This window comes from Terribacillus sp. 7520-G (assembly GCF_002271665.1).
GTDB lineage: Bacteria > Bacillota > Bacilli > Bacillales > Amphibacillaceae > Terribacillus.
This window is the reverse complement of sequence record NZ_NQFP01000001.1, coordinates 82,200-108,137: the sequence shown is the minus strand read 5'-3', so window position 1 is coordinate 108,137 and position 25,938 is coordinate 82,200. Positions and strand designations below refer to the sequence as shown.

Genomic DNA, 25,938 nt, shown 5'->3' with positions numbered 1-25,938 from the left:
CAGCTGATAAGGAGGTCCTCTATGCTCAAGAAGAAGCCAAGCAAAAAACGACGCATCAAGTCCCACATAGTCATCAGTATGCTGATTGTCTGTTTATTCGCTGTCATCGTGGCGCTCCCGACATTGATTGTAGTACCATTTATAGACCCCGGCGGAATGGAGAGGACGGCAACAGCGATGGAACAGGAAAAAGAAGTCAAGGAAACAGCTAATGTAGCGGTGGAAGTCAGCCGCACAGCAAGCAATACAGTCGAGACGGTCCCGCTCGAGACATACGTGACACGTGTGGTCGCATCCGAGATGCCGGCCGAATTCGAGCTGGAGGCACTGAAAGCACAAGCCGTCGCGGCCCGGACATATGTGGTGCGTTATATGGAAGATCATCAGGAAGAAAACCCGGAAGCGATCGAGGTATCCGATACCACAAGCGACCAAGTATACAAGAATGAAGACGAGCTTCGCCAATCATGGGGAAAGGACTATGAGGAGAAAATGGCCAAATTGACGGAAGCCGTGCAAGGAACCAGCGGGGAAATCATCACTTACGACGGGGAACCGATTACACCTTCTTTTTTCTCCACCAGCAATGGATTTACGGAAAATGCAGAAGACTATTGGGATAATCCGCTGCCTTATCTGAAATCAGTCGAAAGCCCATGGGATAAGCAGTCGCCGAAATTCGCAGACCAGAAAGTGATCGGAATTGCCGAAGCGGAAAAGCTTCTTGGAGTGGAAATCGATCCGAACAAACCGCCAGGCGAGCTGAAGCGAAACGATAGTCAGCGGGTAGCCGAGGTGGAAATTGGCGGCAAGCAGTTCACGGGCAGGGAAATCCGGGAGAAGCTGGGACTCAAATCGACAGATTTCACCTTATCCCTCAAAGATGATCATCTTATTTTCCAGACGAAGGGTTATGGCCATGGAGTCGGCATGAGTCAATATGGTGCCAATGGCATGGCTGCCGAAGGGAAATCGTACAAAGAGATCCTGACATACTATTATACGGATACAAAGATTGATAAATTGCCCGCAGAAGGCGCAAAGCTGGTGTCGAAATAAGGTTGGGAAAATTTTCTGGAAGAAATGTATAGGAATCTATCTTTGTGACCACAATGGTTGCAGAGGTGATGATCTATGAAGGAAAAAAATAGCGTTTCAAAATCCAAATGGAAACGTCTTTTCCGTAAAAAATGGTTTTTCCCAGCATTGTATCTTGGTATTTCCGCTTTGCTATTAACCGCGGTATTGTGGTATCAGAGCGGTACGAACGAGCCTGAGCAGGCAGAAGATGATAAAGGTATCTTCGATTCTCTTGATTTCAGTGGAGATGAAGAGGCTACGCCTGTAGCAGAACAGGACGAGGTTGTGAAGGCTCCTGTAGCAGAAGATGCAGAAGCAACAGTCGTAACTAAATTCTATGATCACAAAGCCGACAGCGAATCCCAAGAGAATGCACTCGTACTCTACGACAACAAATACTATCAAAGCACCGGAGTGGATTACGCTGCAGCAGATGGCGGAACTTTCGATGTCCTGGCAGCTTTGAGCGGTACAGTGACGGAAGTGAAAGAAGATGCCTTGCATGGGAATGTTGTCCAGCTGGAGCATAGCAATGGCGTTACGACGTATTATTCCAGTCTAGAAGATGTGAAAGTGGAAGTTGGTCAAGAAGTGAAGCAAGGCGATGTCCTGGCGACAGCAGGCCAAAGCCTGTTCGCGAAGGATAAAGCGACACATCTTCACTTCGAAGTTCGCAATGGAGACACAGCCGTAAACCCCGAGAGCTTCTTCAACCAGCCGGTAAGCAAGCTCCAGGAAGCGAAGGCAGAAACAGAAGCAGTGCAGGAAGAAGCAGCTGATACATCCAGCCAGAAGGAGCAAGAGGAGACGGAAGCACCGGCAGAAGACGGTACGGATGCCAATGCAGACCCAGCGGATGAAGCAGGTGATTCGGAAGAAACACCAGATGCATCCGATGAAGAAAAATCTCCTGAACAGGATGAGCAGCCAGAGGACGATGCAACTTCTTCTTCCTCCCAAGCTCAGACTTGAGCCAAAAAACACTCCGGGACCGGAGTGTTTTTTTTGTTTTTCGTTAGGTATAAAGCAGCCCACCGATATGAGCAGGAAATTCAGGAATTTGTCGAACGAATCCATCCTGAAACCGCTTGAAATAATCTGAAAAGATGGAATAATGAAATGGTGCCAAGCACAAGGTGAAAGTCTAAGTCAAGTGATACCATGGAGGTAAGATTGGGAAATGTGAGAGGAGAAAGGAACGTTGAATCGATCAAGTTTGCGTAAGGAAGCAACTGACTTGGGCAAGCTCTCGGCTGCAACAAGCCGGATGACTGATCTTTGGTCTTTCATTCAACTAGTGGAGACAAGTCATGACGTAAAGCAGATTACAGACCTGGCTGCAAGTTTCTGTATACAATCCGGATCAGCAGAAGTCATGCTTGCAGCGATGGATTTCCTGGGTATGAATTACTATGAGGAAGAGCTTCAGCTTATGATCGAAAGGAATAAGCATTGCCTGCATCAGCGAAACAGATCATATGCCCGTTTATATGAACTGATCATTCAATATCAGGCGTATAAGCTGCCGGGTGATGAATTTGAAAAGCAGATCAGCCGCCATCAAGCTGATTTTCCCGAAGCAAGGGCCTTGATTCTGATCGGCAGGATCTACCAGCATTTTCACTGCCACGATTATCATGCCATCGGCTACTATTTGGACGAATTGCAGGAAACGATCCTCCACATCAAAGACTATTTCCTGCGGATGATGATGACTGTCCGGATGGACAAGCTTTTGTTCCAGTATCATTGGAAGCGGAACGAATTGATCCTAGCCAGGAAACATAGCCGAAATATCCTCCATCATACATATCTACCAGGTCAGCGTGCCGTGCAGCATTACAAGATGGGATTGACCTTTCTTTTTGATGACAAGATAGCAAGCTTCTCCCATCTGGCAGAAGGAAGCAAGCTGGCAAAGCAGTACCATATCTCGTGTCTTGCCCAATTGCTCGACAGGCAAGTCCTGCCGATAGTGGCTGCTCATTTCGGCATTCCGCACGCGTATCTGACGGATGATCCGCATGCCCTCGCTTATATCGAATTCCAGCTTGGACAGATCGATAATGCAAGAAAGCGCTATCCCAAGTGGAAGCCTGAAAAACAGACTGCATTCTATAAATACTTCTATGGACTGATCCACCAAAATAAGGATTACCTGGTAGCATCCTATCACCTGTTCATCCGCCGACACAAAGACTTCTATTTTTCCCGTTTACCTATGTATGCCATCCAAAAAATCGATAACGACAGACCCTCCACGATGTAGGAGGGTCTTTTTTATGGAATAAAACCAAGGTACAGGTAATAAGATGATACAAACCAAAGCAAGTGTTTGAAGGGAACGAGTGTGAAGCGCTCAACGCCACAGATGTCCAAACAGCTATGACTTGCCAAAGAAAAGTACATATCCGGATTACTTCATCGCTTCTCATCTTGTCTCATGAACATCAAGAACCGTCAACTTAAGGAGGCATGGGCTGTGCATGATTATATCAAGGAGCGCACGGTGCGCATAGGCAAGCACATTGTGGAGACGAAAAAGACAGTACGCGTCATTGCAAAGGAATTCGGTGTATCCAAGAGTACCGTGCATAAGGACCTGACAGAAAGACTGCCGGAAATCAATCCTGATTTGGCCAATGAAGTGAAGGAAATCCTCGATTATCACAAAGCGATTCGTCATCTGAGGGGCGGCGAAGCGACCAAACTGAAGTATAAATTGGAAACCAATACCGACGCTCCGGCCTGAAACACGACTTTCATCCTGTAAAGATATGACCATTCCTTTTCCAATATTCCTACTTTTATCCTTCTTTTCTTTCACAAATTGCTACTATTCTCCATGTTTTGTGCTAAACTATAAAATAAGTAGCATTATGTTCTCGAACGGATGCGACAAAGTTCTATCTTTACAGGGAGGATCTGAGGATATTGGCACGAGATATAGGAATTGACCTCGGTACGGCAAACGTACTAATACATGTAAAAGGAAAAGGAATCGTTCTGAATGAACCATCCGTTGTCGCGATGGATAGAAATACAGGGAATGTACTGGAAGTAGGGGAAGAAGCACGACGCATGGTAGGCAGAACACCTGGCAATATTGAAGCGATTCGTCCGCTTAAGGATGGCGTAATTGCTGATTTTGATGTGACAGAAGCGATGCTTCGCTATTTCATCAACAAGATCAATGTAAAAGGTTTTCTATCCAAACCGCGCATGCTGATTTGCTGCCCGACGAACATCACGAAAGTCGAACAAAAAGCAATCAAGGAAGCAGCAGAGAAATCAGGCGGTAAGAAGGTGTATTTGGAAGAAGAACCAAAAATAGCTGCAATCGGGGCAGGGATGGATATCTTCCAGCCAAGCGGCAATATGGTAGTCGATATCGGCGGCGGTACGACGGATGTCGCAGTTCTGTCCATGGGGGACATCGTGACTGCACAATCCATCCGAATGGCCGGGGATAAGTTCGATGCAGAGATCCTGCAGTATATCAAACGCAAATACAAGCTATTGATCGGGGAACGCACAGCCGAGAATATCAAGATCGAGATCGCGACCGTCTTCCAAGGAGCGCGTCAGGAATCGATCGATATCCGCGGCCGGGATATGGTAAGCGGTCTTCCGCGCACCATCACTGTCCATTCGGAAGAAATCGAAGAAGCATTGCGTGAATCGGTTGCCTTGATTGTACAAGCGGCACGCACGGTACTGGAGCAGACTCCTCCAGAGCTGTCCGCGGATATCATCGATCGCGGTATCATCCTGACTGGCGGCGGCGCGATGCTGCATGGTATCGACCAGCTGCTGGCAGAGCAGCTGAAGGTTCCTGTCTTCATTGCCGAAGATCCGATGGATTGTGTGGCAAAAGGCACTGGCATCATGCTTGAAAATATCGACAAACTAGAGAAACGCAAAGTAGTTTGAGAAATTGACCTCTTCTGTATGCAGAAGAGGTTCAATTCGTTTAGGAATCTGCCGATATAAGTAATGGAAACCAATATTTTTGGCAATCAGACTACTTAGGAGGATCACACATTGCTGAAAGGATTATATACTGCTGCATCCGGTATGCTCGCCCAGCAGCGCAAGCAGGAAGTACTGTCCAATAACTTAGCCAATGCGAATACGAATGGATACAAGGCAGATCAAGGCCAGCTTCGGGCCTTTCCCGAAATGCTTTTGAAAGCGACGGAGAGCAAGCCGGCATCGGTCGATGATTCCCGCTACATTTCCGTTTCGAGGGAAATCGGGAACATCAATTCAGGTGTGTATGTACAAGAGACGATCCCGAATTTCGTGCAGGGGGATTTGCGTGAAACAGGCATCAGTACGGATACGGCATTGGTGGATGGTGCATATCCGGATGAGAATGGCTCCGTCTTCTTCAACCTCCAAACCGCGGATGGGGAAGCCTACACCCGAAATGGCAGCTTTACGATCGATGCGGAAGGTTTCCTGACAAATGATCAAGGCAGCTACATATTGGATGCCGATGGAAACCCGATCCAGACGAACGATCAGACGTACACGATGACAGCTGATGGCACGATGCAATTCGCCGATGGCAGAAACATCCAGCTCGGATTGACTTACGTACAGGATGCAAATCTGCTGGACAAGCAGGGAGAGAATGTATATACCGCAAGTGAAGAAGCGCAGGCAGAAGATGCCAGGGCGACGGCCGGGGTTGCATACAACATCGTCCAAGGTGCCGTAGAGGGTTCCAATGTCGATATGGAGCAGACGATGACCGATATGATGCAGGCATATCGAACATTCGAGATGAACCAGAAGGTCATGACGGCTTATGATGAGAGTCTTGGAAAAGCAGTCAATGAAGTAGGGAAGCTGTAAAGGAGGAGCAAGATGAGCAGAATGATGACACAGGCTGCGGTAACGATGGGACAGCTGCAGCAGCGATTGGATTTGATCGCGAATAATATGGCAAATTCGAGTACAGCAGGGTACAAAGCGCAAACCTCCAATTTCTCTTCCTTGCTTTATCAGCAGCTGGACAATCCGCCGAATGATGAGGCGAACACGGATAACAGGAGTACAAGTGACGGCATCCGCATCGGCTCGGGAGCCTATATGAGCAGTACGAATCCGCTCATGACGAAAGGGACGATCCAGACGACAGATCGCAATCTCGATGCCGCATTGGTGAATGACAATCAATTTTTCACCATCACTGGACAAGACGGACAGCAGCGCTACACGCGTGCCGGGAATTTCTATCTTCAGCCGCAGCAGGACGGGACAGTGGCGCTGACAACAGCTGATGGAGACTTTGTCAACGGTGCCGATGGTCCTATTGCATTACAGCCTGATTTTGATAGTATTACAATCAATGACAGCGGAGAAATCGTTGTTGGCCGTAATGGCCAGACTGCTGTGGAAGCGAACCTTGAGATCACGGCAATCGATAATCCGCGCGTGCTGACCAGAACCGGCGATACGGCCTTTGAGCTGAATGATCCGGCACTTGCACGGGGATTGGCTCCGGATGAAGTCGAACTGCAGGCAGGCAGCCTGGAGGGCTCGAATGTCGATCTAAGTGAACAAATGACTGCAATGGTCAATACACAGCGCGCCTATCAATTCAATGCCCGTTCGATTTCCATGAGTGATCAGATGAGCAGTCTCATCAACCAGATAAGATAATTAGTAAGGAGCCAGAACGTTATGCCGAGTAATGCATCCAAACTCCAGACAAAGGAACAATATGAGAAGAAAAACCAGGCAGAAGGAGAGAAGGCGCCGAAGAAACAGCGGAGAAGGCTGTTCCCGATTTGGCTTCGCTTGCTGGTGGTGCCGATCATCCTCGTCATCTTCCTGCTGCTTGGCATGCTGTTTGGGTATGGAGTACTTGGAGATGGCAATGCACTGGACGTCCTCAAACGAGATACATGGACACACATCTATGATTTGATCAACGAGAAGTCCTGAAAAAGGCTTGCTCCCGATTGCGGGAGCAAGCCTTTTTTTTATGTCCTGCCCCTGCTTTTCCTGATCGCATAAATGACAAACAGGATGGCGGCGATGACGAGGAAGATATGGATGATACCTCCGAGAATATTGAAAATGACACCAATGAGCCAGAACGCGACTACGATGATGCCGATCCATAATAAAAGATTCAGCATTTGACCTACCTCCCAGCACTTTTATGGAACCATACCCCAACCTGGAAACACATGAAACATACAAGCTTCATTTTTGGTATAATACGTTAGGAAAGACAACCATTCAGGAGGCTCACCATATTATGTATGATGTACAACAAATCAAAGAAATAATCCCGCATCGCTATCCATTTTTGCTGGTGGATCAAATAACGGAAATCGAAGAAGGGAAACGTGCTGTCGGAAAGAAGAACGTGACGATCAATGAACCATTCTTCCAAGGGCATTTCCCTGATTATCCGGTAATGCCGGGAGTATTGATCATCGAAGCCCTTGCACAGACAGGTGCGTTTGCGATGCTGATGAAAGAAGAGAACAAAGGGAAGATCGGTTTTCTTGCCGGTGTCGACAAATGCCGCTTCAAACGCCAAGTAAAACCAGGTGATACATTGAAACTGGAAGTGGAAATCATCCGCCTGAAAGGACCGGTCGGCAAAGGAAAAGCGACTGCGACCGTTGATGGGGAGCTTGCTTGCGAAGCAGAAATCACATTTGCCATCAAATGAGGGAACGAAGCATACTGCTTCGTTCTTTTTTACTATTTTTTACATCTCCTTTACATATTGGAAGACCGGTTTATAGTAATATAGTCTTGTAAGCCAATATTGGAGGGGGAAATCATGCAAATAGAAAAAAGGGATCAGTATATCATCAATCGCAATACCATAGCTGTCCTTCATCTGAATGATCCAATCTATCAAGCTCGTGTCCTCGAAGCCGATAAAGAAATTTGGGTGGAACAATCACCTCTTGCCATCATCGATCATAGCTGTATGCAATATGGTTCTTCCTATGAAGGCAGGGTGCATGCAATCGGCAGGCTGCTGCGGACAGATAAGAAGGTGCCTATCCCTGTGCATCCTGCTCATGGTGTTTTTATGCTTCCGACTTCCTCACCTACGAATTCCCATTGCGTCTGGCTGTCTTTCTATCACATACAATCCTACAAAGAAACAAAAAGCCGCACCCGAGTCAGCTTCTATAATGGTACCGTTTTGTTCACGGAAACATCGGAGCGCTCCTTCGACCAGCAATATAAACGGACGGGCACTGTCATCGCGCTGCTGAACAATGAGCACTTCTTCATAGGACAGTCACTTTCCTGAATGATCAATCGCTTCTTCTGCCGAAGCTGTTATGTTATCATGTAAACTATCATAATGAGCTTGAAAGTGGAGGAGGACACCTGTCTTATGCGCACCACATACACTGGAACAGACCTGATGGAGCAGCTGCTGCTTCAGCAGGATGAGCTTTTTGCATCAATCAGACGGGAGGATATTGCCCTCGATGCATTTTTAAGGCGGGAAGCAAGGCGGCCTGAACATCATCCGGTATTCCGCTATGTATTGAGACATTACATAGGCTTGGTCAATCCGAATTTAACCGAGGAATTCGAACAGACCTTTTTCCATCTGTTTCAAGAAGCTGCACGTCAGCCGGACAAGCGCAGCATTGTCGGTTTGACAGCAGCATTATTCGAAGTGAAGAATCGCCGGGGCAACCCTTCGATGCAATTTCCGCAAGTGACCCATATGCTGCATTTATTGAATGTCCATTATCCGATATATGATCCGGCAGTTACCGCGTTCCTCGGTATGCCGTCAGCTAATCATCTCAGCGGATTCGATAAAAAGATGGCTCGTTACATCGAGCAATACAAGCAGCTTTTCGAATGCTGCCAGTCCATCCTGCATGACAGCCGTTTCCAGGCATTGGCATCGGCATTCGACGAATATTTCCAGGAGCCCGGATATGAGGCGCCAAGCGATGCGAAGAAGCTGGATCTGCTGATACAGGCACTCTGCCGGACAAGCTGAGCACTTACAACGGTAAGTGCTTTTTTTTGTGGGAAAAATAAGGACTTGATGGATAGAGTTTGTAATCATATTTCATCCAGTTTGTGTTGTCATTACAGTTCTGTTAAAGCTATTGCGATATGGAAGGCTGAGGGTATATAAAGAAGAAAAGACGGATATGATTTCTTAAAAAAGAAAGCAGGTAGATGCAAATGACGAGAAACTATACCATCGACTTCTTCAAATGCCTAGCCATCTTCGGAGTCGTTTGTATCCATACGCATACATTCCGGGATACAGCCGTCCCCTTCGGAAATGGGGAAATTTGGGCATTCATCATTGATACACTGGCGCGTTTCTCTGTCCCATTCTTCTTTGCCGCATCCGGCTATTTATTCGCTATGAAGCTGCAACGGACAGATGACACATTCGCGTATTTCAAACGCTATACGGGAAAGCTGATCGGTCTGCTTGCCGCCTGGTTTTCTTTTTATTGGATATATGATTTCATCAGGATGCTGACCACTTCCTCCGGGACGATGAATGAGCAGAAAGCCCAGCTGACAGCTTATTTTCAGGATACCTTCCAGTGGCGTACATTGCTGGACGGGATATCCTATACGCAATATCAGCTTTGGTTCATGTTCGCTTTGATCTTTTCGATCATCATCATTTACGCTGCCTACAGGCTGCGGCTCCTGAAGCTTACCTTGCTGGCAGGTCTTCTGCTTAATTTGATCGGTCTCCTCGGACAATCCTACGGACCATTGTTTCACGTCACCATGGAGGAAACGACGAGAAACGGTATTTACTTCGGATTATTTTATACAGCGCTTGGTGCTTGCTTTGGATTGTATGAAAAGCAAATCATCCAGAAAGCCCAAGCAATCCGTTTGAAAACGATAGGAATGGTTATAGCTGCCGGTTTTATCCTGCAGCTGATCGAACGTTATCTCCTGCATTATGGACTGGACTTGCCGCAAGGGGAATATTTCATCAGCACGATTCCTTTGACGATAGCTCTCCTGCTGTTTACCCTAAAAGCACGGCATATCGGAAATCACCGTTATGTCAGCATAGTCGCAAAGAATGTAGTCGGCATTTATTTGATCCATACATTTTGGCGAAGTATTTTCGATCAAGCGCTGGATCAATCGAACATCACGCATACATTTGCCTGGGGCCTTCTATATGCCCCGATTCTATATGCGGTGTCCCTGCTGTCTTACATGGGCTTGCAATATATGAAAGGGAAGCTCAGCAACCCGACTGTCCCAAGACAAGCGAAGCCTCGTACTGCCCTGCGACCAAGCAACAGTCTCATCAAATAGACTGGCGTTTTGCCAGTCTATTTTTTTATTGTAAATATATGTGCAATTTTCTAAAAGTTACGGTAATCTTTTACTATATACATAGAAAAAGGATGACAAAACATGACATATCATACGAATCCTTTCCGTCTTCTGACAAATGCGAAGGAGACATTATTCAAGCTGCGGGAAGCGGAGGAGCTTCGCGGCCATTGGCTGTGGACGATTCTGATCCTGCTGGCATTTTGCCTGGTTTATGCAGCGCTCGGATGGGTGGGTGCTGGTACGGAGGCGTTGAATCAATTGAAATCAGACTACATAGGCTCGGATTATGAATACGCCAAGTTTTGGTTCATGATCGGACGGGCCGTCTCGGGGCTGGTTCTCGGATTGCTTATAATCTTTGTTGTGTCGCTTGTATTCTATCTTTTTTATGAAATTCCTTATCAAAAACTGCTGATCATCCAATTAAGCGCAAGCATGGTATTTCTGCTGGAAGCCGTCTCCTGGCTGCTTTTATTGCCGGCTGCCGGTCTGGAATGGGATCGTTCACCCTTCTCGCTCGGCATCCTTGCTGATTTGTTCACGGACAGACCTTGGATCATCAGCTTATTTGGTGCCATATCTTTATTCCAACTGTTCATCCTGTATTTCCAGGCCAAGTGCCTGCTTGGGCTGTATCCGGCAAAACGCTGGCATGTATGGGCGGTTGCCGGCATGATCTATCTTTGTTATGTACTTCTGCTGACATTGTTTGGCGGTATCGGCAATAAGATTGTTGCCTTCATCTTCGCATAGGAGGTCTATATAGGATGATGAAAAAGCTAGTATTGCCATTGGGAATCGTCCTCGTACTGGTCAATATCGTCATTTTGTCCCTGGATGATGAAGGGCAGGTGGGCAGGACGAATTTCATACCTAAGTGGGAACAGGTGACAGCACAGGATGTAAAGGAGACTTTATCCGTCCCCGCTGTGCTGACATCTGCAGAAGAAGTGCCGGTCTATTTGGATCCGGAATCAGGGTCGATGTCCGAAATCCTTGTCAGGCCTGGTGATACGATTGAAGAAGGGGATGATCTCTTTACTTATAAAGCAGCTGATTATGGGAAGACATATCGCGAGTTGACGGCTGCGATCACAACGCTTGAGCAGCAGGCCGAGGCAGTGGAGCAGGCCATCTCGGCTGTGGAGGGAGCTGGGGACATCGAGGCAGCTGCAGCTCCTATGGAACCGATCGTGCCAACGGAGGATGGGGGAGATGCCGATGCAGCAAATGAGGCGCTGCGTCAGGCGACAGAAGAGCAGACAGCCCAAATGCAGGAGCAATATCGTATCGGTTTGGAAAAAGAGCTTGCCCAGAAGCATGCAGAGCTGACAGCAGCCGAGGCACAGCTGTCGGAATTGGAGGAAACAGGGGAGTATGTGACCGTGACGAGTCCTTCAGCCGGCACGGTGAAATCAGTCAGGCAAACCGGTGAGGGGCCGATCGTCACCTTGGAGAGCAAGGAGCTTGTCATTTCCGGTGAGCTGACGGAAGCGGAGCGCAAGCAGGTACAGGACGGGATGGCGGTCGAAGCGAAGCTCCGTGACGGCGGTCCTGTCCTGGAAGGGGAAATCGCGGATTTGGCGGAACAGCCTGTTGCTGCGGCACAAGAAAGCACTTATAGATTCGAAGCATCCTACGCTTCCGAAGAGGAACAAACTGATCAGCTTGTGGCTGGCTATCATTTGGATACCGATATCTTGCTTGATTTTGCCCGTCAGGCTCCGGCAGTCAAGCCAAGCCAAGTGAAAGACGATCGAATCTGGAAAATGGCAAATGGTCAGCTATTTACGGCAAAGGTGGAAATAGGGGCACAGAATGACAAGCAGGCTGCTGTCACCTCCGGTCTCGAAGCGGGGGCATTCATTCCGGCCAAGCAGGGAGATCACTATCAGAACGAGCCCTTCGTTACACCTTGGAAACCGCATCAGATGGCTTGGTCGACTTGGAAGGATTCATTTACAGGCTATGAATTCCTGCTTGGTTTGCTTGATCATTGATTGTAAATTGTTTTTAAAGAAGTGGTTGATTCTACTGCAAGCCTTGTCGAATAAGCGTACAATTTGTTTACAATCACGTACGTAAGGGGCCCATTGTATGAAAGTTCATTTGATCGCAAATATGTATCCAAGCAAGCAGCACCCCAATTATGGGGTTTTCGTCGAAAATACAGAGAAGATCCTTGCCCGATCGGGGGTGGCTTTCGACCGCACCGTCGTTACCAAACAGGCCGGTTCGATCGGAAAATTGATCGCTTATGGAAGCCACTTCTTTAAAGTGATCGGCAAATCGTTATTCCGGAAATATGATGTCACTTATGTGCACTATGCAACACATAATTCCATACCAGTATTGATTGCCAAGAAATTGAATAAGAAGATGGTCATCTATACGAATGTGCATGGCAGCGATGTGGTGCCGGAGTTTAAGAAACGGCAAAAATATCAGCCCTATGTGAAGCGGCTGCTGGAAGAGTCGGACACTGTCATCACACCGAGTGCTTATTATAAGGAGCTTGTGCAGCAGAAGTATGGGTTGACGAATCGAATTGAAATATTTCCTTCCGGCGGTATCGACAAGCAAACCTTCTTTGAAAAGGAAACAAAGCTTGCGTGCCGAGAACTGGAAATAGATCCTGCTTACAGCTATATCGGATTCGTCGGCCGGATCGATCGCGGAAAAGGCTGGGATGTCTATTTGAAGGCAGCCAAGCTGCTGAAGGAGCAGGGGAAGCTAGGGAACTGCAAGTTATTGTTCATCGGTGATGGCCTGGAAAAAGAAAGCTTCGAAACAATGGTGGACAGCTATGGCTTGCGGGATCATCTTGTCCATTTCCCGCTTTTGTCCCAGCAAAAGCTGAATAGTGTATACAACAGCATGACTGTGTTCTGTTTCCCGACGATGCGGGAAGGGGAAAGCCTCGGTCTAGTCGGTCTGGAAGCGATGGCTTGCGGTACGCCTGTGATTGGCAGCAGCATGGCTGGTCTGCTGGACTATATGGAAAATGGCCGCAACGGCTTTCTGTTTGAGCCGGGTTCGGCAGAGGGGCTTGCGGCAAGCATTGATACTTATATGGAATTGCCGGAAGAGGCAAAGCAATCCATGCGGGAAGCTGCAAAGCAAACAGCTGCCGCTTATGAAGTCGAGGCGATCAAGCCTCGTTTGACGGAAATTTTTTCTGTATGAAGTCCAACTGTGGTTGGGCTTTTTTATTAAGTGATTGTAAAATCAGGCTTGGCATTGTTAAGTTTGTTCTGAGCATCTAGTAAATTCCGCCTGCTCTTTTTATAGTTTAAAAGAAGCATTACAAAAATCGACATAAGCGTTTTGTACTGCGAATCTAGCAAAGAAAGAGGGTAACAGGTGGAAAGAAGCAGAGCGACGTATCTCATTGTTTTTGGTGCTGGTCTATTTCTCACATGTATGGCATGGATCCTGCCGGCTGATGTGCAGGCAGAATCGTCCAGCCATACTTTTTCAACTGGCACTGCGACGGTACAATTGCCGGATGGGAAAACAGTCGAAGTTACGAATGATAAAAATGGTACGCTCCGAATCATGGGGGATGCCGGGACACTTTATGATTCCACGATTCCAGATGCCGATATAGCTTCCATCCAGGAAGCCGAGATGGCTGACGATTCCTATTTGATTGTTGAATATCGTACGCATGGTACTGCCCAAGCCTTGCAATTCGATGTGTTGCATGTGACAAGCGAAAAGCTGGAACGCATTTATCAATCTGATTTATATGAAGGGGCAAGGCTCACTGTTGCGAAGGACCGTTCCGAGCTTGAAGTCAGCTATCCGAAAATCGAACAGGATGTGCCGCTTGCCGAGCCAAAGGAAGTATATATCGAGGCATTCACGGTAGCACAGGAGCAAGTGACGAAAGAAGATAAGAGAACGGAACCGGCAGAAAGCAGTACAAAGGCACGTACATTCCGTGCAAGTGCAGCCGGATATACGAACCCAAGCTATGACACGATCAGCCGTAAGCTGACAGCGGCAGCCGTCAAATATGATGTGCCGCCGGAAATCGTCAAATCCATCGCTTTCCGTGAAAGCGGATGGAAGCAGTATTGGACTGGCACCACGCCTGCGTATCAGGATTCCTGCAGCGTTTCGGATGGATCGAATGTAGTGATCGGCTACGACTGCATCGGTATCGGGATCATGCAGGTCTCTGACTATGATCGAAGCGACAAGCAGGAAATCCAAAAGCTGATGCACGATATCGATTATAATATCGATCGCGGTATGCAAATTTTGAAAGATAAATGGAATGAAGCCAATGCAAAAGCCGAATCCACTCTAGCCTATAATCTGATACCGAAAGTCAATGACGGGAATCCTGATAAGCTGGAAAACTGGTACTTTGCCATTCTGGCATATAATGGCCGCCTGGAGCGGAATGATCCGATAGCCAATCCGCAGACTGCTTACCAGGAGCTTATTTATAAGGAAATGGAAAATAACTCATTGGTTGCAACGACGCCATTCCCGACCCACCTTTTAACACCGGGCAGGATCAGCGGGAAGCTTGGTTCCTATTTCTCCTTCCAGACAAATCAAGTATCCACCCCCGGCCCATTGCATGAAAGCACCCAGAATTATGGGAATGGAAGCACGGTTTACGTGACTGCGGATAAGCTCACATTGCGCAGCAGCCCGAATGGGTCAGCCATCGGCACCTTGCCTCGCGGTGAGAAGCTGACAATCACTGGAGGCTATACTGCCAATGATTCCAGTGTAAATCATTATGTCTGGTATCCTGTACGCACCAGCAGCGGGAAAACGGGATATGTAGCAAGCGGTTATCTGAGCAAGGATCCAGTAGTCGTACACAATCTGGAAGGTGCCCGCCGCAATGCTACAAGCGCAAGCATCTCCAACTTTGGCTGGCACTTGGAATCTCCTGAAGCAGTCGTGCTTGGCCGCAGTGACCTGCCAATCGATGCCTTTACCGGAAGCGTGCTGGCAGCACAGCTGGATTCACCGCTTCTTTTGACTGACCAGGACAAGCTCGAACAAGTGACCATTACCGAAATAGAGCGTCTGGATCCTTCCACGATCTATATCGTAGGCGCAGAACCAGCCATTTCGAAAAGTGTCGAGAGCAGCCTGCGTCAGAATTTCCCTGATAGCAGGATCGAGCGTGTAGCTGGTTCCCATCGATATGCGACAGCTGTAAAAGTGGCAGAAGAAGTAGCGTCGGTTTCAAGTAAGCCATCGGAAATCTTCCTGGCCGTCGGAGATGAGAAATCCCCTGATGCCCTGACAATCGGGCCGCATGCAGGAAGCGAAGGAATCCCTATCCTGCTTACAAGAACGGATCAGCTGCATGATGAGGTTAAGAACTATATCAAACGTAATGGTATCAAAAAAGTGACGATCATCGGCAGCGAGACCGTCGTTTCAAAACGTGTATCCGATCAAATCAAGCAGCTTGGTGCATCGGTCGAGCGTGTATATGGCCCTGATCGTTATTCGACAAATGCAGCGGTGATCACGAAGTATCATGGAACCAATCCGGATCAAGTATTCTTCGCTAACGGGCAGACGACAGTGGATAGTCTGTCAGGTGCCCCGCTGGCAGCCAAGTATGATGCCCCGATTGTCCTGACAAGACCGGATGCTGTAACCAAGCCGACAAGGGTCTTCCTCAATAAGATCGGCGATCAGCCGGAAATCTTCTATCTCGGCTCTGATGCCGCGATAACAGACAATACACGCAAGGAACTGGAAGGAATATTGCGGTAGGAAAAAGGCGCGAACATTAGCAGTGTTTGCGCCCTTTTTGTGATAATAATAATTTCAATAATTAGAAAAATATAGTATAGTGAGAGTATCACAGTAAAGGAGGCATTTTCATGAAGAGTACTGGGATTACGAGACGGGTCGATCATCTAGGCCGTGTCGTCGTGCCGAAAGAAATCAGAAGAGAGTTCGGCATAGAAGAGAAAGATCCTGTTGAAATTTTTGTCGAAGGCGACAAGATCATCTTCCGAAAATATCAGCCTGGTTTTACTTGTGCCGTAACGGGAGAAATAACACCGGAAAACAAGCAATATGCAGATAATCTGTATTTAAGCCCGGAAGGTGCCCGTATCCTCTATGAAAAACTTAAAGAAGAATTTGAGTCCAATTAAAAAAGACGAAGCGGACAGTATTCTGCCGCTCGTCTTTCTTTTTTAGACGGAAGTTGTACCTTGGCCGCCATCGATCCTGAAATAAGAGCCGGTGATGAAGCTGGACCGGGCAGAGGCAAGGAATAGTATCAATCCGGTCACCTCATCGACTTCCCCATATCGTTTCATCGGCACACTCGCTTCAAAACCGCGGCGTGCCGCTTTCTCATTTCCTTTGGCTGCCTTTGTCTCGATGGCAGACATCCATTCCGTATCGATAGAGGAAGGACAAACGGCATTGACACGGATACCATACTCTGCGACCTCCAATGCTGCAGTCTTATTCAGTCCGAGTATGGCATGCTTCGAGGCTACATAGGTGCTCATGCCGGGACCGCCAAGCAGACTGCCGCTGCATCCTGTATTGACTACCACGCCGCTTTCCTGTTTTGTCATGACACGCAATACATGTTTCAATCCGAGGAAGGCGCCGACTACATTCACCTGGAGCACTTCCTCCATACTTTCTACCGTTTGTTCCGTTATATGGACGAAATCGCCGCTGATGCCGGCATGGTTGATAAATACATCAATTCGTCCGAACCGGCGGCATGTCGCCTTGACAGCATTCTCGATATCTGTCTCTATGGTAACGTCTGCAGGGAGCAAAAGTTTGTCTGCTTCGATGGTTGCAGTGGCTGCTTCCAATGCCTCCTCTGAAAGATCGAGCAGCGCAAGCTTCGCGCCTGCTTCCGCAAAAGCTCTCGCGACCGATGATCCAATAGCGCCGGCAGCACCAGTGATCAATACAACCTGTCCTTTGAATTCCTTCACTGTGAGAGCCCCCTTTGCTTTTTATATGGAAGTAACTGACTGAAATTTTCAACAATGCATTATCATAGTAATCTTAGCGCATTGACAGCTAGGTAACAATGCTCAATAATCTAGGTATTGTAACCTAATCAACAAAAAGACTTATTACATATAACAAAGAGATAATTAATAAACAATGAAGGCGGTTTTGTTAATGAAAGTGAAGACTGACCGACGCAGCAGAAGAAGTGTGAAGGCGCTTAAAAAGGCGTATGTGGATTTGATTCTGACCCAGGAGGATAAACGGATCAGCATTCAGCAGATTGCGGATCGAGCTGACTATAATCGCGGCACCTTTTATAAGCATTTCACTGATAAGGAGTGTCTGAAGGAAAGGATCCTTAACGATTTCCTGGATGGCATAGCCGTTGCATTGCTGGAGCCGTATAAAGACAGGGCTTATGTCGACCTGCAGGAGCAGGCTCCTTCGACGATGCGTATATTCACCCATATCTATGAAGAAAGAAATGTCTTGAAGGCATTGCGGATCCTTTATCCCGATATGGGGGAAAAGATGCTGGACGTCTTTGTCCGATGCTTATCCGGTGCGTTTTATCTGGAAACGGAAAGTCCGCGGATCCCGGTTGATTATGACTTGATGATCCACTTCCAGATGGCTGCCACTGTCGGCTTCATCATGCGCTGGGCAGATACGGACTTCAAATTTTCCACCTTGCATGTTTCGGAACAATTTACGGAATTGGTGCGGGTCCGCCCCTACCGATTAGTCAATACAACGATAGAAAAAGAAGACGGCTCCCAAACATAAGGCGGGAGCCGTCTTCTTATATGACAAGGCAGGCAGCGCCGGCGACAAGCAGGCCGACACCGGCTATTTGCTTTAATTTGATATGCTCTTTCAAAAGATAATACGACAGCAATAGCGTCCATACATAGGTTATGCTTGTCAGCGGAAAGACGATGGAGTAAGGCAGCATCGTAAGCACATATATATTGATCAAGGCAGCAGAACCGTAACACGTCAGTCCGGCCAGCAATGTCCGATACGTGGGTACGGACGGGTCGCTTGCCCGTTTGAAGAAAAATCCTCCGCCAGCTCCGAGTATGGTACAGGAGAGCAGCAAGACCCAGCTAATTTTCCCCACCCCCGATCAAGATTGCCCCGACAATGATCAATGCTGTTCCGAGTATATGCGTGGCTGATATATGTTCATCCAATAGAATCGCGCCCATTATCAATGCAAATACATAACCAAGGCTCAGCAGCGGGTGCAGCACGCTAAGCTTGCCAAAACGGAAGGCGATCATCATTGTCACCGCTCCTGCCCCATAGCAGATACAGCCAATCAGGAGCGGGATGTTGATATTTCCATCTGCGATTTTCCATAATAACTGACCGACACTTGTAAAGACGGCCGACAAAAGAATCAGGGCGATACCCAGTTTCTGCTTGTCAGGGCTGTCGTGTCCGGACTGTGCGTTCTCCATCGCCGGGCTCCTTTCCCTTTTTATACAGACAGGCAAACAGGAGGAAAAAGATGCTCACCATTGCATTGCTGACTTGATAGCGATAGTCCTGTGCCGGCAAACCGACAAGGATTGTAGCAGTGTTGAACAGGACAGGCAAAATCGGCAGCCAAGCAATCGCCCCGAGCTTGCGGGATGCAATCAAGCTGAACAGGATGATGAGGATGCTGAATACCGCCGGGCGCCAGAAAAGCTCTTCCGTATGGTAGCGGGATGTTTCCAATCCGTATTCCAATACATCATATAATGTCTGGCTCACCGGTTTTGTTTCCAGTCCCATTTCATTCGGATCAACATCGATCGTGTACGGATTGGTGTAGCCATCAATCGGTTTATTGATTTGCCATACCAGGGAAGTTTGCTTGAGATAGGCCTCGATGACGATGGCAGGATTCTGCTTGACGATATCGAACCAAACCGATAAGTACTTGCCCATATCTGCCACGATGACATCATCCTTGAAGTTGTCATGGAATTTGATCCGATCCGTCAGATAGGGATTATACGCATCCCAATCCTCAATGGGCAGGATCGTATCCAAATAGGCAAGCTGCTCTTCAGTCAGCTCTCCATCCTGGGAGACCACCGCAGCAATTTGCTGAGTCGGGATGCTCATGGATTCATTAGGATTGGCAGATTGGATATCATAAGCCGTAAATACCGGTCCGGTGACAACTATATAAAGTGCCGAGACAAGCACAAGCGGTGTCAGCAGCTGCTTCCAGCTGCGCCGGTAAACGAGGAGCATCCCAATGGCAGTTAGGACGGCGATCGGCAGGCCGTTATTACGGAAGAAGGCAATGCCTAGCAATGCGACAGTGAATATTGCTATCCCGCTCCACGTCCGCAAATTTTCCCCTTCCTGCAATATCGTCTTCATGACAAAGATAGTCAGAAAGACGATGAAGGTGCTATAGACGACGTCCTTCCATAGAATGGTGGAGAAGATGCCATTGATCGGCAATACAGCCCATAGAAGAGCCGCAACCCAGGCGATTCTCTTTCCAAGTCCGTATTGACGGAAGGAATAAATCCCATAAGCATACACAAACGACATGAGAAGGATTTGGAATATGACGATGACAGCCGGCGAATCCCAAATCTGCGTCAGCACCAAAATCACCATCGTATATGCGAATGGATGCCAGTTGTTAAACTCCATATTCTCCACTTGCCGCCAATGGTTCAGTGAATCCGGACTCATATTTCCAGGGAAGAAGGCAAGCAAGTAAAACATCCAAACAAAGATCATCGGCAGCATATACCATAGGATCTGCCACTTGCTTGCGTCTGTCCGCTGCCATCTGCTGCCCCCTTTCAGCAAGAGGAAGGCGATGAACGAGAAGAAACAGAAGATGGCCGCAAGTGAAATGAGGTCGATGATGACTGTCTCATACCAAGGCCGATTGACGAACAGCGGCCAGTCCATCAGGCTGATCAGCGTATAGACAGAGAGTAAAGCGATGCCTGCCGTTATATAGCGTTTTTCCATGACAGACTGGATGATCTGCTTGCGATACCGGAGAAATGCATAAAAGAAACCTATGCCGACAATGGAAAGGACGACATACTTCAAAAGGGATGTATCCTGTCTGGCCTGCATGATGGCTAATACAGAAATAGTGGCTGCAAGACCTGCAGCCACACTGATCAAAAGGTTTGGAACGCGCGTCATTACATGGAGCCCCCAGTTCTCGTCATACCTTGGACAGGTTTTGGTTTGCTTTCTGCCTGGATCCGGTTCATTTCCAATTCATATTGTTTGCGATGATTGGATGCCACCGTATCCAATATGGCACCGCAAGCAAAACTCAGCACCGACAGGACGACCAGCCCGACAGCGAGGATGGCGGAAGGTACCCGGGTGATGTACTGTGTGGCAAAATATTCTGCAATCACCGGGACGCCGACAGCCAATCCGAGTAAGAGAAACAGGGCGGACCAGGCTGTGAAGAAGAGCATCGGCTTGTATTCCTTGAACAGCGAGAAGATTTTATACAGCACCTTGCGGCCGTCAGCCAATGTATTCAATTTTGAATAGCTTCCTTCCGGGCGGTCCCGATAAATGATCGGCACCTCGACGATCGACAGCCGCTTATCAAGGGCATGGATGGTCATCTCTGTCTCGATCTCGAAGCCCGGGCTCATGATCGGCATTGTCTTCACGAAAAGACGATCGAAGGCACGATAGCCGGTCATGATATCGGAAAGCTTCTTTTTATATAGGAAGTTGATACAGTTTTTCACCATCGTATTGCCGAGGTTATGGAATTTGCGTTTATTCTCTTTTACGTAGGTGCCGTTGGACAGCCGATCGCCAATGACCATATTGGCGCGTCCTTCCTGAATCGGGGCAATCAGGTCATGGACGAATTCAGCAGGATACGTATTATCCCCATCGACCATCACATAGCAGTCTGCCTCGATATTCCGGAACATCGAACGGACGACATGCCCTTTTCCTTGCTGGTATTCATGGCGGACTATGGCGCCATGCCGCCGGGCGATCTCACTCGTCTTGTCCTTCGAATTGTTGTCGAACACATAGATGTCCGCATTCGGCAGCTGATTACGGAAGGCATCGATGACATCGCCGATTGTTTGTTCTTCGTTGTAGCATGGAATCAATACAGCTATTTTCACTACGTACACTCCATTCCTTTTCTAGGATATGTCGAACCAAGTCTAGCAAAGGATTATTATGCAACTGTTAATCAATGGTGAAGTAATTGTAAATAGTATGAATATACGAATATTTTGTAAAGTTATGCCCGAGCCCAGTAACTGGAAGGGATGGAGTTGTGTTACCCCCTGCTGTCTACGTTAAGTTACTGTAAATTGCCTTGAAACGGCTTTCTATTCAGTCTTATAATTTACCCAGCAATACGCATCCATTGAGCTACATGCTGCATGGGCAAATAGAGAGAGGTCCTATCATGAAGTCGAAACTTCGCATGGCAAGCCTGCTGCTGCTGTTCGTGACCCTCGTGCTGAAGGTTTCCGGGTTGATCAGGGATATGCTGATAACCAATTATTTCGGAGCCGGCAGCGAAGCGGACGCTTATTATGCAGCCTTTGCATTACCGAATATGTTCATTCTTTTCCTGACAACAGGAATGAAGAGCGCATTTGTTCCCAGTTATATCAAATACAAGGAAAAGGACAGGGGGCTGGCGCATCTCCAGGATGTCTGGAAAGGCACGCTCCTGTTCAGTTTGCTGATATCGATCGTTTTCATTTTCATAGCGCCGCTGTATATCGGACTGCTGTATCCGAATTTGGCAGGCGACAACGCGCAGATGGCAACGATCATGACAATCATTTTCCTTTCATCTTTATCATTCGTCGGCGTCAATGCCGTACTGGAGGCATACTTCGATGCGGAGAACAGATATTACTTATCGGTACTCGCACAGGCGATCGTCCTCTTGGGGACCATCGGAAGTGCTCTTCTCTTCGCGGATGAGATAGGAGCGTATGCTTTTGCTTTCGGCAATTTGGCAGGTGTCATCCTGAGCTTGCTTTTCAAGCTGGTGCTGTTGCTGCCAAAACGAACGCTCTCGCTTAGGGGCAGGATTGATTGGGCGGAAAACAAACAGTTTTACCGCATTTTCATCCCGGTAGCGCTCACGGCGATGATTGGGCAGATCACCCTGCTGATCGATAATTCATTTGCCAATATGCTTGGCAGCAGTTTCGTTACATATTTGAATACGGCTAAGAATCTGACGCAATTCCCGCAGAATATCGTCGGGGTGAGCATCGGCACAATCGTATTCCCGCTGCTTGCCGCCGCATATGCCAAGCAAGATATGGCTGGCTTCAAGGCGAACATCACCCGCGGTTTGCAGATTATGTATTTCGTTCTGCTGCCCGTACTGACAGGCATGATGCTCTTGATGCCGGAGATTGTCTCCCTCCTGTTCGAAAGAGGGAATTTCACCTCGCACGATGTTGGGGAGACAAGCACAGCAGCTTACTACTATTTCGGGACGATATTGTTCTACAGCCTGGTCATCATCATCAACAATGGTTTTTATACGATGGAAAAAGGTCATTACATGATGCGGCTCGGGTTCCTATCCATCGGCCTGAAGTTCTTGCTCAACTACTTATTCACGGAAAGCTTCGGTTTTATCGGTATACCGCTTTCTACATCGGTGACGGGTTTGGTTTATGCAACTGCCTGCTTCCTCCTGTTCCGGAAGCTCACAGGCGGGATACCTGTACGGGAGATGCTCACGGATGTCGCCAAGACGACTGCCGGGGTGCTGATCATGGGGGGCGCTGTCCTTCTGATCAAAGCCATGTTGGGCGATGCACAGCCAATCCTGACGATTCTGATCTGTGCAGCAGCAGGAGTCATCGTATTTCTGATCTGCGTATTCCTGATGAAAATCAAATCATTCTATATCTTATTGGGAAGAGGCGGCTCCGCTGCTGAGTAATTGGCAAGAGTGGCACGAAGGAGGACAATCATTTTGCAAGCTCTGACAGAAAAACTCAAAGACAATCATCATACATTCGAAAAACTGTTCATTTTCTTCATCTTAGCTCAGCCGTTTCTCGACCTGCTGTCGTATTTCGGGATTCCAGTATCCAATCCTGTCCGGCTGCTCGTCATACCAATCGGGGCACTGTATATGCTTGGTTATCCAAATCGGCGCTGGAGCAGGAATACCCTCATCTATATGACCTTGCTTGCCGTATACTTTGCCATCAATTTCGGCGTCAGTATGATCTGGAAGGATCCTGTTTCAGCAGTTGGCGAGCTGACATTCATCCTGAAGACGTTCTTCTTCATCACTGCACTGCTTGTTTATGCGATGATTTTCCGGCATATCGGCGGGAATCGGGAATGGCAAGTGATGGTGCCGAAATATCTATTCATCAATACGAGTGTCGTCAGTTTGGTGATGCTCCTTGCCGAGATAACAGGAACCGGGAAACGGAGCTATGATTACTTGGAAAAGCAAGGGCATTCCGGCTGGTTCTTTTCCGGCAATGAAATCAGTGCCATCTTGGGCATGGGTTTCTGCGGTGCGATCATTTACTATCTATTCATAAAGAAAAGCAGCTTTGCACAAATTATATGTACAGTTCTGATAGCGGTCATGATATGGGCGATGCTCACGATCGGCACCAAGGTCGCTTTCGGGGCAGCCTTGCTTGTGCTCGGGCTTGCATTCATCGTTCTTCTTGTACAGGCAATCATCGAACGAAGGAACTTCATCCAGGCCGGAGTCGTCCTTGTCCTGCTGGCAGTCACAATCCTCGTCTCGCCTGAGATGCCGATCGGAAACAACCTTGGCTTATCAGTCGATATGGCAAATGAAAAAGCAGCCCAGCAGCAAGAGGCAGAGGCCCCTCCGATACCGGCAGAAGGGGAAGAAGGAGAGGCTCCGCCTCCCGGAAGTGTCAGGCAGTGGAGTTCCTGGCAGCTCATGGCACTGAATGGCCGGGAAGAATTCTTCGGTACCGTGCTTTATTATTTCGAGCATGCACCTGTCATTCAGAAAGCATTCGGTATGGGAATCGGCGGGAACTATACCGGGGAAGAACCAAGGATAATCGAGATGGATATCCTGGACTGGTTCTTTGGCTTCGGATTTATCGGGACACTCATCTTGGTACTGCCATTGGTGTTTGTCATCGGCAGCATCCTGGTCTTCATCTTCAAGCAGCGATTCCGGACGTTGAACGCGACAGCATTGTTCAGCGGAATCGGGGCTTGTATCGGTCTCGGTGCAGCATTCATTGCCGGGCACATCCTGTCATCACCGGCATCCGGATTTTATTTGGCATTGTTCCTCGGGTTCCTGTATGGCTTGCTCAAGCAGAAACCAGGGAAATTCTTTCAATAGATCTCACCTTAACTGGAATGGAGCGAATCAGTGATGAAAAAGAAAAAGTTGCTTCTGATTTCGTCTATCGGCGGACATTTGACACAGCTATTGCAGCTGGAGCCGCTATTCAAGGAATATGACTATCATATCGTGACAGAAAAATCCGAAATAACGGAACAAATGAAAGGCAAGCATCCGATGAGCTTTCTTGTTTACGGAGCTCGCAATTATCCTTTCCGCTATATATTCAAGTTCAGTTACAACATCATAAAATCCGTTTTCCTATTCCTTAAGCATCGTCCGGATGTCGTCATCTCCACAGGGGCTCATACATCCGTGCCGATGTGCTACATCGCCAAACTGTTCGGGAAACGCGTCATCTTCATCGAGAGCTTTGCGAAGTCCACTTCCCCGACCATATCAGGCAAGCTGATCTATCCGATCGCCGATTTGTTCATCGTCCAATGGGAAACGATGAAACAGATTTATCCAAAAGCGGTCTATGGGGGGTCCATCTATTGATACTGGTCGTCTTAGGCACACATGAGCTTCCTTTCATGCGTCTTCTCAGGGAAGTGGAGCGGCTGAAACGGGAAGGGATCATCACAGATGAAGTCATCGTCCAAGCAGGACATACGAAGTTCGAAAGCGATTTGCTGACAATCAAGCCATTCGTCAATTATGAGGTCATGGATCAGCTGATGGAGGATGCACGATTGGTCATCACGCATGCTGGGACCGGTTCGGTCATTTCAGCTTTGAAAAAGGGCAAGAAGGTCATTGCAGCAGCCAGGCTGAAAAAATACGGGGAGCATAATGATGATCACCAGCTGCAGCTATTATCCATTTTCCTGGAACAAAGGCATATCCTGAGCTGGGGAGAAGGGGAAGATCTGGGCGAAGTGATCCGGCAGACGGAAAGCTTCGAGCCTGTCCCGTTTCAATCTGGGAAAGAGCGGATGTTCAGCATCCTCAGTAATTTCATCAAAGAAGCTTGATAAATGTAAACGAAATGTAAAAGCGCTGGAGCCGTTCATCATGTAAAATTTACATTGTGTGTAATTGTGTTTTGTCAACAGAAACCTTATAATGGTACAGAGCATGTTAAGAATACTGTCGAAATCTAGTAAGTTATGATACTTGGATTATAATAACAATCATGGAACGATTTG

General features: G+C 47.8%; 28 protein-coding genes. 22 read left to right on the top strand and 6 right to left on the bottom strand.

The window, feature by feature from the left end:
* The first annotated feature begins 21 nt into the window (after window positions 1-21).
* From spoIID to CHH53_RS00455, 8 genes are all read left to right on the top strand, one after another.
* On the top strand, window positions 22-1,059 hold the full coding sequence (gene spoIID / locus CHH53_RS00490; RefSeq protein WP_095214161.1) for a stage II sporulation protein D: 1,038 nt from the start codon (window positions 22-24) through the stop codon (window positions 1,057-1,059).
* 75 nt (window positions 1,060-1,134) lie between these two features.
* A complete protein-coding gene (spoIIQ, locus tag CHH53_RS00485; protein ID WP_095214160.1) occupies window positions 1,135-2,052 on the top strand; it encodes a stage II sporulation protein SpoIIQ in 918 nt (305 codons plus the stop codon).
* A 229-nt stretch (window positions 2,053-2,281) separates the two neighbouring features.
* On the top strand, window positions 2,282-3,349 hold the full coding sequence (locus tag CHH53_RS00480) for an AimR family lysis-lysogeny pheromone receptor (protein WP_095214159.1): 1,068 nt from the start codon (window positions 2,282-2,284) through the stop codon (window positions 3,347-3,349).
* A gap of 213 nt (window positions 3,350-3,562) precedes the next feature.
* The gene (spoIIID, locus tag CHH53_RS00475; protein ID WP_038564118.1) at window positions 3,563-3,832 is read left to right on the top strand and encodes a sporulation transcriptional regulator SpoIIID; all 270 of its coding nucleotides are present in this window, start codon (window positions 3,563-3,565) and stop codon (window positions 3,830-3,832) included.
* A gap of 179 nt (window positions 3,833-4,011) precedes the next feature.
* Complete coding sequence (mreB, locus tag CHH53_RS00470) at window positions 4,012-5,013, top strand: rod shape-determining protein (RefSeq protein ID WP_095214158.1); 1,002 nt, start codon at window positions 4,012-4,014, stop codon at window positions 5,011-5,013.
* Between the two features lie 111 nt (window positions 5,014-5,124).
* Complete coding sequence (locus CHH53_RS00465) at window positions 5,125-5,943, top strand: flagellar hook-basal body protein (protein ID WP_095214157.1); 819 nt, start codon at window positions 5,125-5,127, stop codon at window positions 5,941-5,943.
* 12 nt (window positions 5,944-5,955) lie between these two features.
* Window positions 5,956-6,753, top strand: a complete 798-nt coding sequence (locus CHH53_RS00460; protein ID WP_095214156.1) for a flagellar hook-basal body protein — start codon at window positions 5,956-5,958, stop codon at window positions 6,751-6,753.
* Between the two features lie 21 nt (window positions 6,754-6,774).
* Window positions 6,775-7,038: a DNA-directed RNA polymerase subunit beta gene (locus CHH53_RS00455; protein ID WP_095214155.1), complete on the top strand. Its 264-nt coding sequence runs from the start codon at window positions 6,775-6,777 to the stop codon at window positions 7,036-7,038.
* A 38-nt stretch (window positions 7,039-7,076) separates the two neighbouring features.
* Here the strand turns inward: CHH53_RS00455 and CHH53_RS17080 are convergent, their stop codons facing one another.
* Complete coding sequence (locus CHH53_RS17080) at window positions 7,077-7,235, bottom strand: lmo0937 family membrane protein (RefSeq protein WP_198946004.1); 159 nt, start codon at window positions 7,233-7,235, stop codon at window positions 7,077-7,079.
* Window positions 7,236-7,357: 122 nt separating this feature from the next.
* Between CHH53_RS17080 and fabZ the strand changes: the two genes are divergently transcribed.
* The 9 genes from fabZ (at window position 7,358) to CHH53_RS00410 (ending at window position 16,580) form a co-directional block, all read left to right on the top strand.
* The gene (gene fabZ, locus CHH53_RS00450; RefSeq protein WP_095214154.1) at window positions 7,358-7,780 is read left to right on the top strand and encodes a 3-hydroxyacyl-ACP dehydratase FabZ; all 423 of its coding nucleotides are present in this window, start codon (window positions 7,358-7,360) and stop codon (window positions 7,778-7,780) included.
* 114 nt (window positions 7,781-7,894) lie between these two features.
* Window positions 7,895-8,380, top strand: a complete 486-nt coding sequence (locus CHH53_RS00445; protein ID WP_095214153.1) for a competence protein ComK — start codon at window positions 7,895-7,897, stop codon at window positions 8,378-8,380.
* Between the two features lie 87 nt (window positions 8,381-8,467).
* Window positions 8,468-9,094: a hypothetical protein gene (locus CHH53_RS00440; protein ID WP_095214152.1), complete on the top strand. Its 627-nt coding sequence runs from the start codon at window positions 8,468-8,470 to the stop codon at window positions 9,092-9,094.
* 191 nt (window positions 9,095-9,285) lie between these two features.
* Window positions 9,286-10,404, top strand: a complete 1,119-nt coding sequence (locus CHH53_RS00435) for an acyltransferase (protein ID WP_158221435.1) — start codon at window positions 9,286-9,288, stop codon at window positions 10,402-10,404.
* A 102-nt stretch (window positions 10,405-10,506) separates the two neighbouring features.
* Entirely contained in the window at window positions 10,507-11,181 is a 675-nt protein-coding gene (locus CHH53_RS00430; protein WP_095214150.1) for a hypothetical protein, read from the top strand.
* A 14-nt stretch (window positions 11,182-11,195) separates the two neighbouring features.
* The gene (locus tag CHH53_RS00425) at window positions 11,196-12,428 is read left to right on the top strand and encodes an efflux RND transporter periplasmic adaptor subunit (protein WP_095214149.1); all 1,233 of its coding nucleotides are present in this window, start codon (window positions 11,196-11,198) and stop codon (window positions 12,426-12,428) included.
* A 97-nt stretch (window positions 12,429-12,525) separates the two neighbouring features.
* Window positions 12,526-13,614 carry a glycosyltransferase family 4 protein gene (locus tag CHH53_RS00420; RefSeq protein WP_095214148.1) on the top strand — a complete coding sequence of 363 codons (1,089 nt, stop codon included), beginning with the start codon at window positions 12,526-12,528 and terminating at the stop codon, window positions 13,612-13,614.
* A gap of 177 nt (window positions 13,615-13,791) precedes the next feature.
* Window positions 13,792-16,191 carry a cell wall-binding repeat-containing protein gene (locus tag CHH53_RS00415; RefSeq protein ID WP_095214147.1) on the top strand — a complete coding sequence of 800 codons (2,400 nt, stop codon included), beginning with the start codon at window positions 13,792-13,794 and terminating at the stop codon, window positions 16,189-16,191.
* 110 nt (window positions 16,192-16,301) lie between these two features.
* Window positions 16,302-16,580 (top strand): AbrB/MazE/SpoVT family DNA-binding domain-containing protein, encoded by a 279-nt coding sequence (locus CHH53_RS00410; protein ID WP_095214146.1) that lies wholly within the window; start codon window positions 16,302-16,304, stop codon window positions 16,578-16,580.
* 42 nt (window positions 16,581-16,622) lie between these two features.
* Here CHH53_RS00410 and CHH53_RS00405 read toward each other — a convergent pair whose 3' ends face one another.
* On the bottom strand, window positions 16,623-17,393 hold the full coding sequence (locus CHH53_RS00405) for an SDR family NAD(P)-dependent oxidoreductase (protein ID WP_095214145.1): 771 nt from the start codon (window positions 17,391-17,393) through the stop codon (window positions 16,623-16,625).
* Between the two features lie 193 nt (window positions 17,394-17,586).
* Here CHH53_RS00405 and CHH53_RS00400 point away from each other — a divergent pair, with 193 nt between their 5' ends.
* Window positions 17,587-18,201 (top strand): TetR/AcrR family transcriptional regulator, encoded by a 615-nt coding sequence (locus CHH53_RS00400; protein ID WP_158221434.1) that lies wholly within the window; start codon window positions 17,587-17,589, stop codon window positions 18,199-18,201.
* Between the two features lie 16 nt (window positions 18,202-18,217).
* On the opposite strand, the gene CHH53_RS00395 is transcribed toward CHH53_RS00400, so the two are convergent.
* From CHH53_RS00395 to CHH53_RS00380, 4 genes are read right to left on the bottom strand one after another with little or no spacing between them, the layout of a single operon-like run.
* On the bottom strand, window positions 18,218-18,538 hold the full coding sequence (locus CHH53_RS00395) for an EamA family transporter (protein WP_095214143.1): 321 nt from the start codon (window positions 18,536-18,538) through the stop codon (window positions 18,218-18,220).
* Window positions 18,525-18,881 (bottom strand): DMT family transporter, encoded by a 357-nt coding sequence (locus CHH53_RS00390; RefSeq protein WP_095214142.1) that lies wholly within the window; start codon window positions 18,879-18,881, stop codon window positions 18,525-18,527. The genes CHH53_RS00395 and CHH53_RS00390 overlap by 14 nt, the downstream gene beginning before the upstream one ends.
* Complete coding sequence (locus tag CHH53_RS00385) at window positions 18,847-20,595, bottom strand: DUF6020 family protein (RefSeq protein ID WP_095214141.1); 1,749 nt, start codon at window positions 20,593-20,595, stop codon at window positions 18,847-18,849. The genes CHH53_RS00390 and CHH53_RS00385 overlap by 35 nt, the downstream gene beginning before the upstream one ends.
* The gene (locus tag CHH53_RS00380; RefSeq protein WP_095214140.1) at window positions 20,595-21,563 is read right to left on the bottom strand and encodes a glycosyltransferase family 2 protein; all 969 of its coding nucleotides are present in this window, start codon (window positions 21,561-21,563) and stop codon (window positions 20,595-20,597) included. The genes CHH53_RS00385 and CHH53_RS00380 overlap by 1 nt, the downstream gene beginning before the upstream one ends.
* Window positions 21,564-21,856: 293 nt before the next feature.
* Here CHH53_RS00380 and murJ point away from each other — a divergent pair, with 293 nt between their 5' ends.
* The 4 genes from murJ to pssE are packed head-to-tail and all read left to right on the top strand — an operon-like array spanning window position 21,857 to window position 25,764.
* Window positions 21,857-23,368, top strand: a complete 1,512-nt coding sequence (murJ, locus tag CHH53_RS00375) for a murein biosynthesis integral membrane protein MurJ (protein ID WP_158221433.1) — start codon at window positions 21,857-21,859, stop codon at window positions 23,366-23,368.
* A gap of 33 nt (window positions 23,369-23,401) precedes the next feature.
* On the top strand, window positions 23,402-24,784 hold the full coding sequence (locus tag CHH53_RS00370; protein WP_158221432.1) for an O-antigen ligase family protein: 1,383 nt from the start codon (window positions 23,402-23,404) through the stop codon (window positions 24,782-24,784).
* Window positions 24,785-24,817: 33 nt separating this feature from the next.
* The gene (gene pssD / locus CHH53_RS00365; RefSeq protein ID WP_095214137.1) at window positions 24,818-25,288 is read left to right on the top strand and encodes a PssD/Cps14F family polysaccharide biosynthesis glycosyltransferase; all 471 of its coding nucleotides are present in this window, start codon (window positions 24,818-24,820) and stop codon (window positions 25,286-25,288) included.
* On the top strand, window positions 25,285-25,764 hold the full coding sequence (gene pssE / locus CHH53_RS00360) for a PssE/Cps14G family polysaccharide biosynthesis glycosyltransferase (RefSeq protein ID WP_095214136.1): 480 nt from the start codon (window positions 25,285-25,287) through the stop codon (window positions 25,762-25,764). Before pssD ends, pssE begins: the two co-directional genes overlap by 4 nt.
* Window positions 25,765-25,938 lie beyond the last annotated feature (174 nt).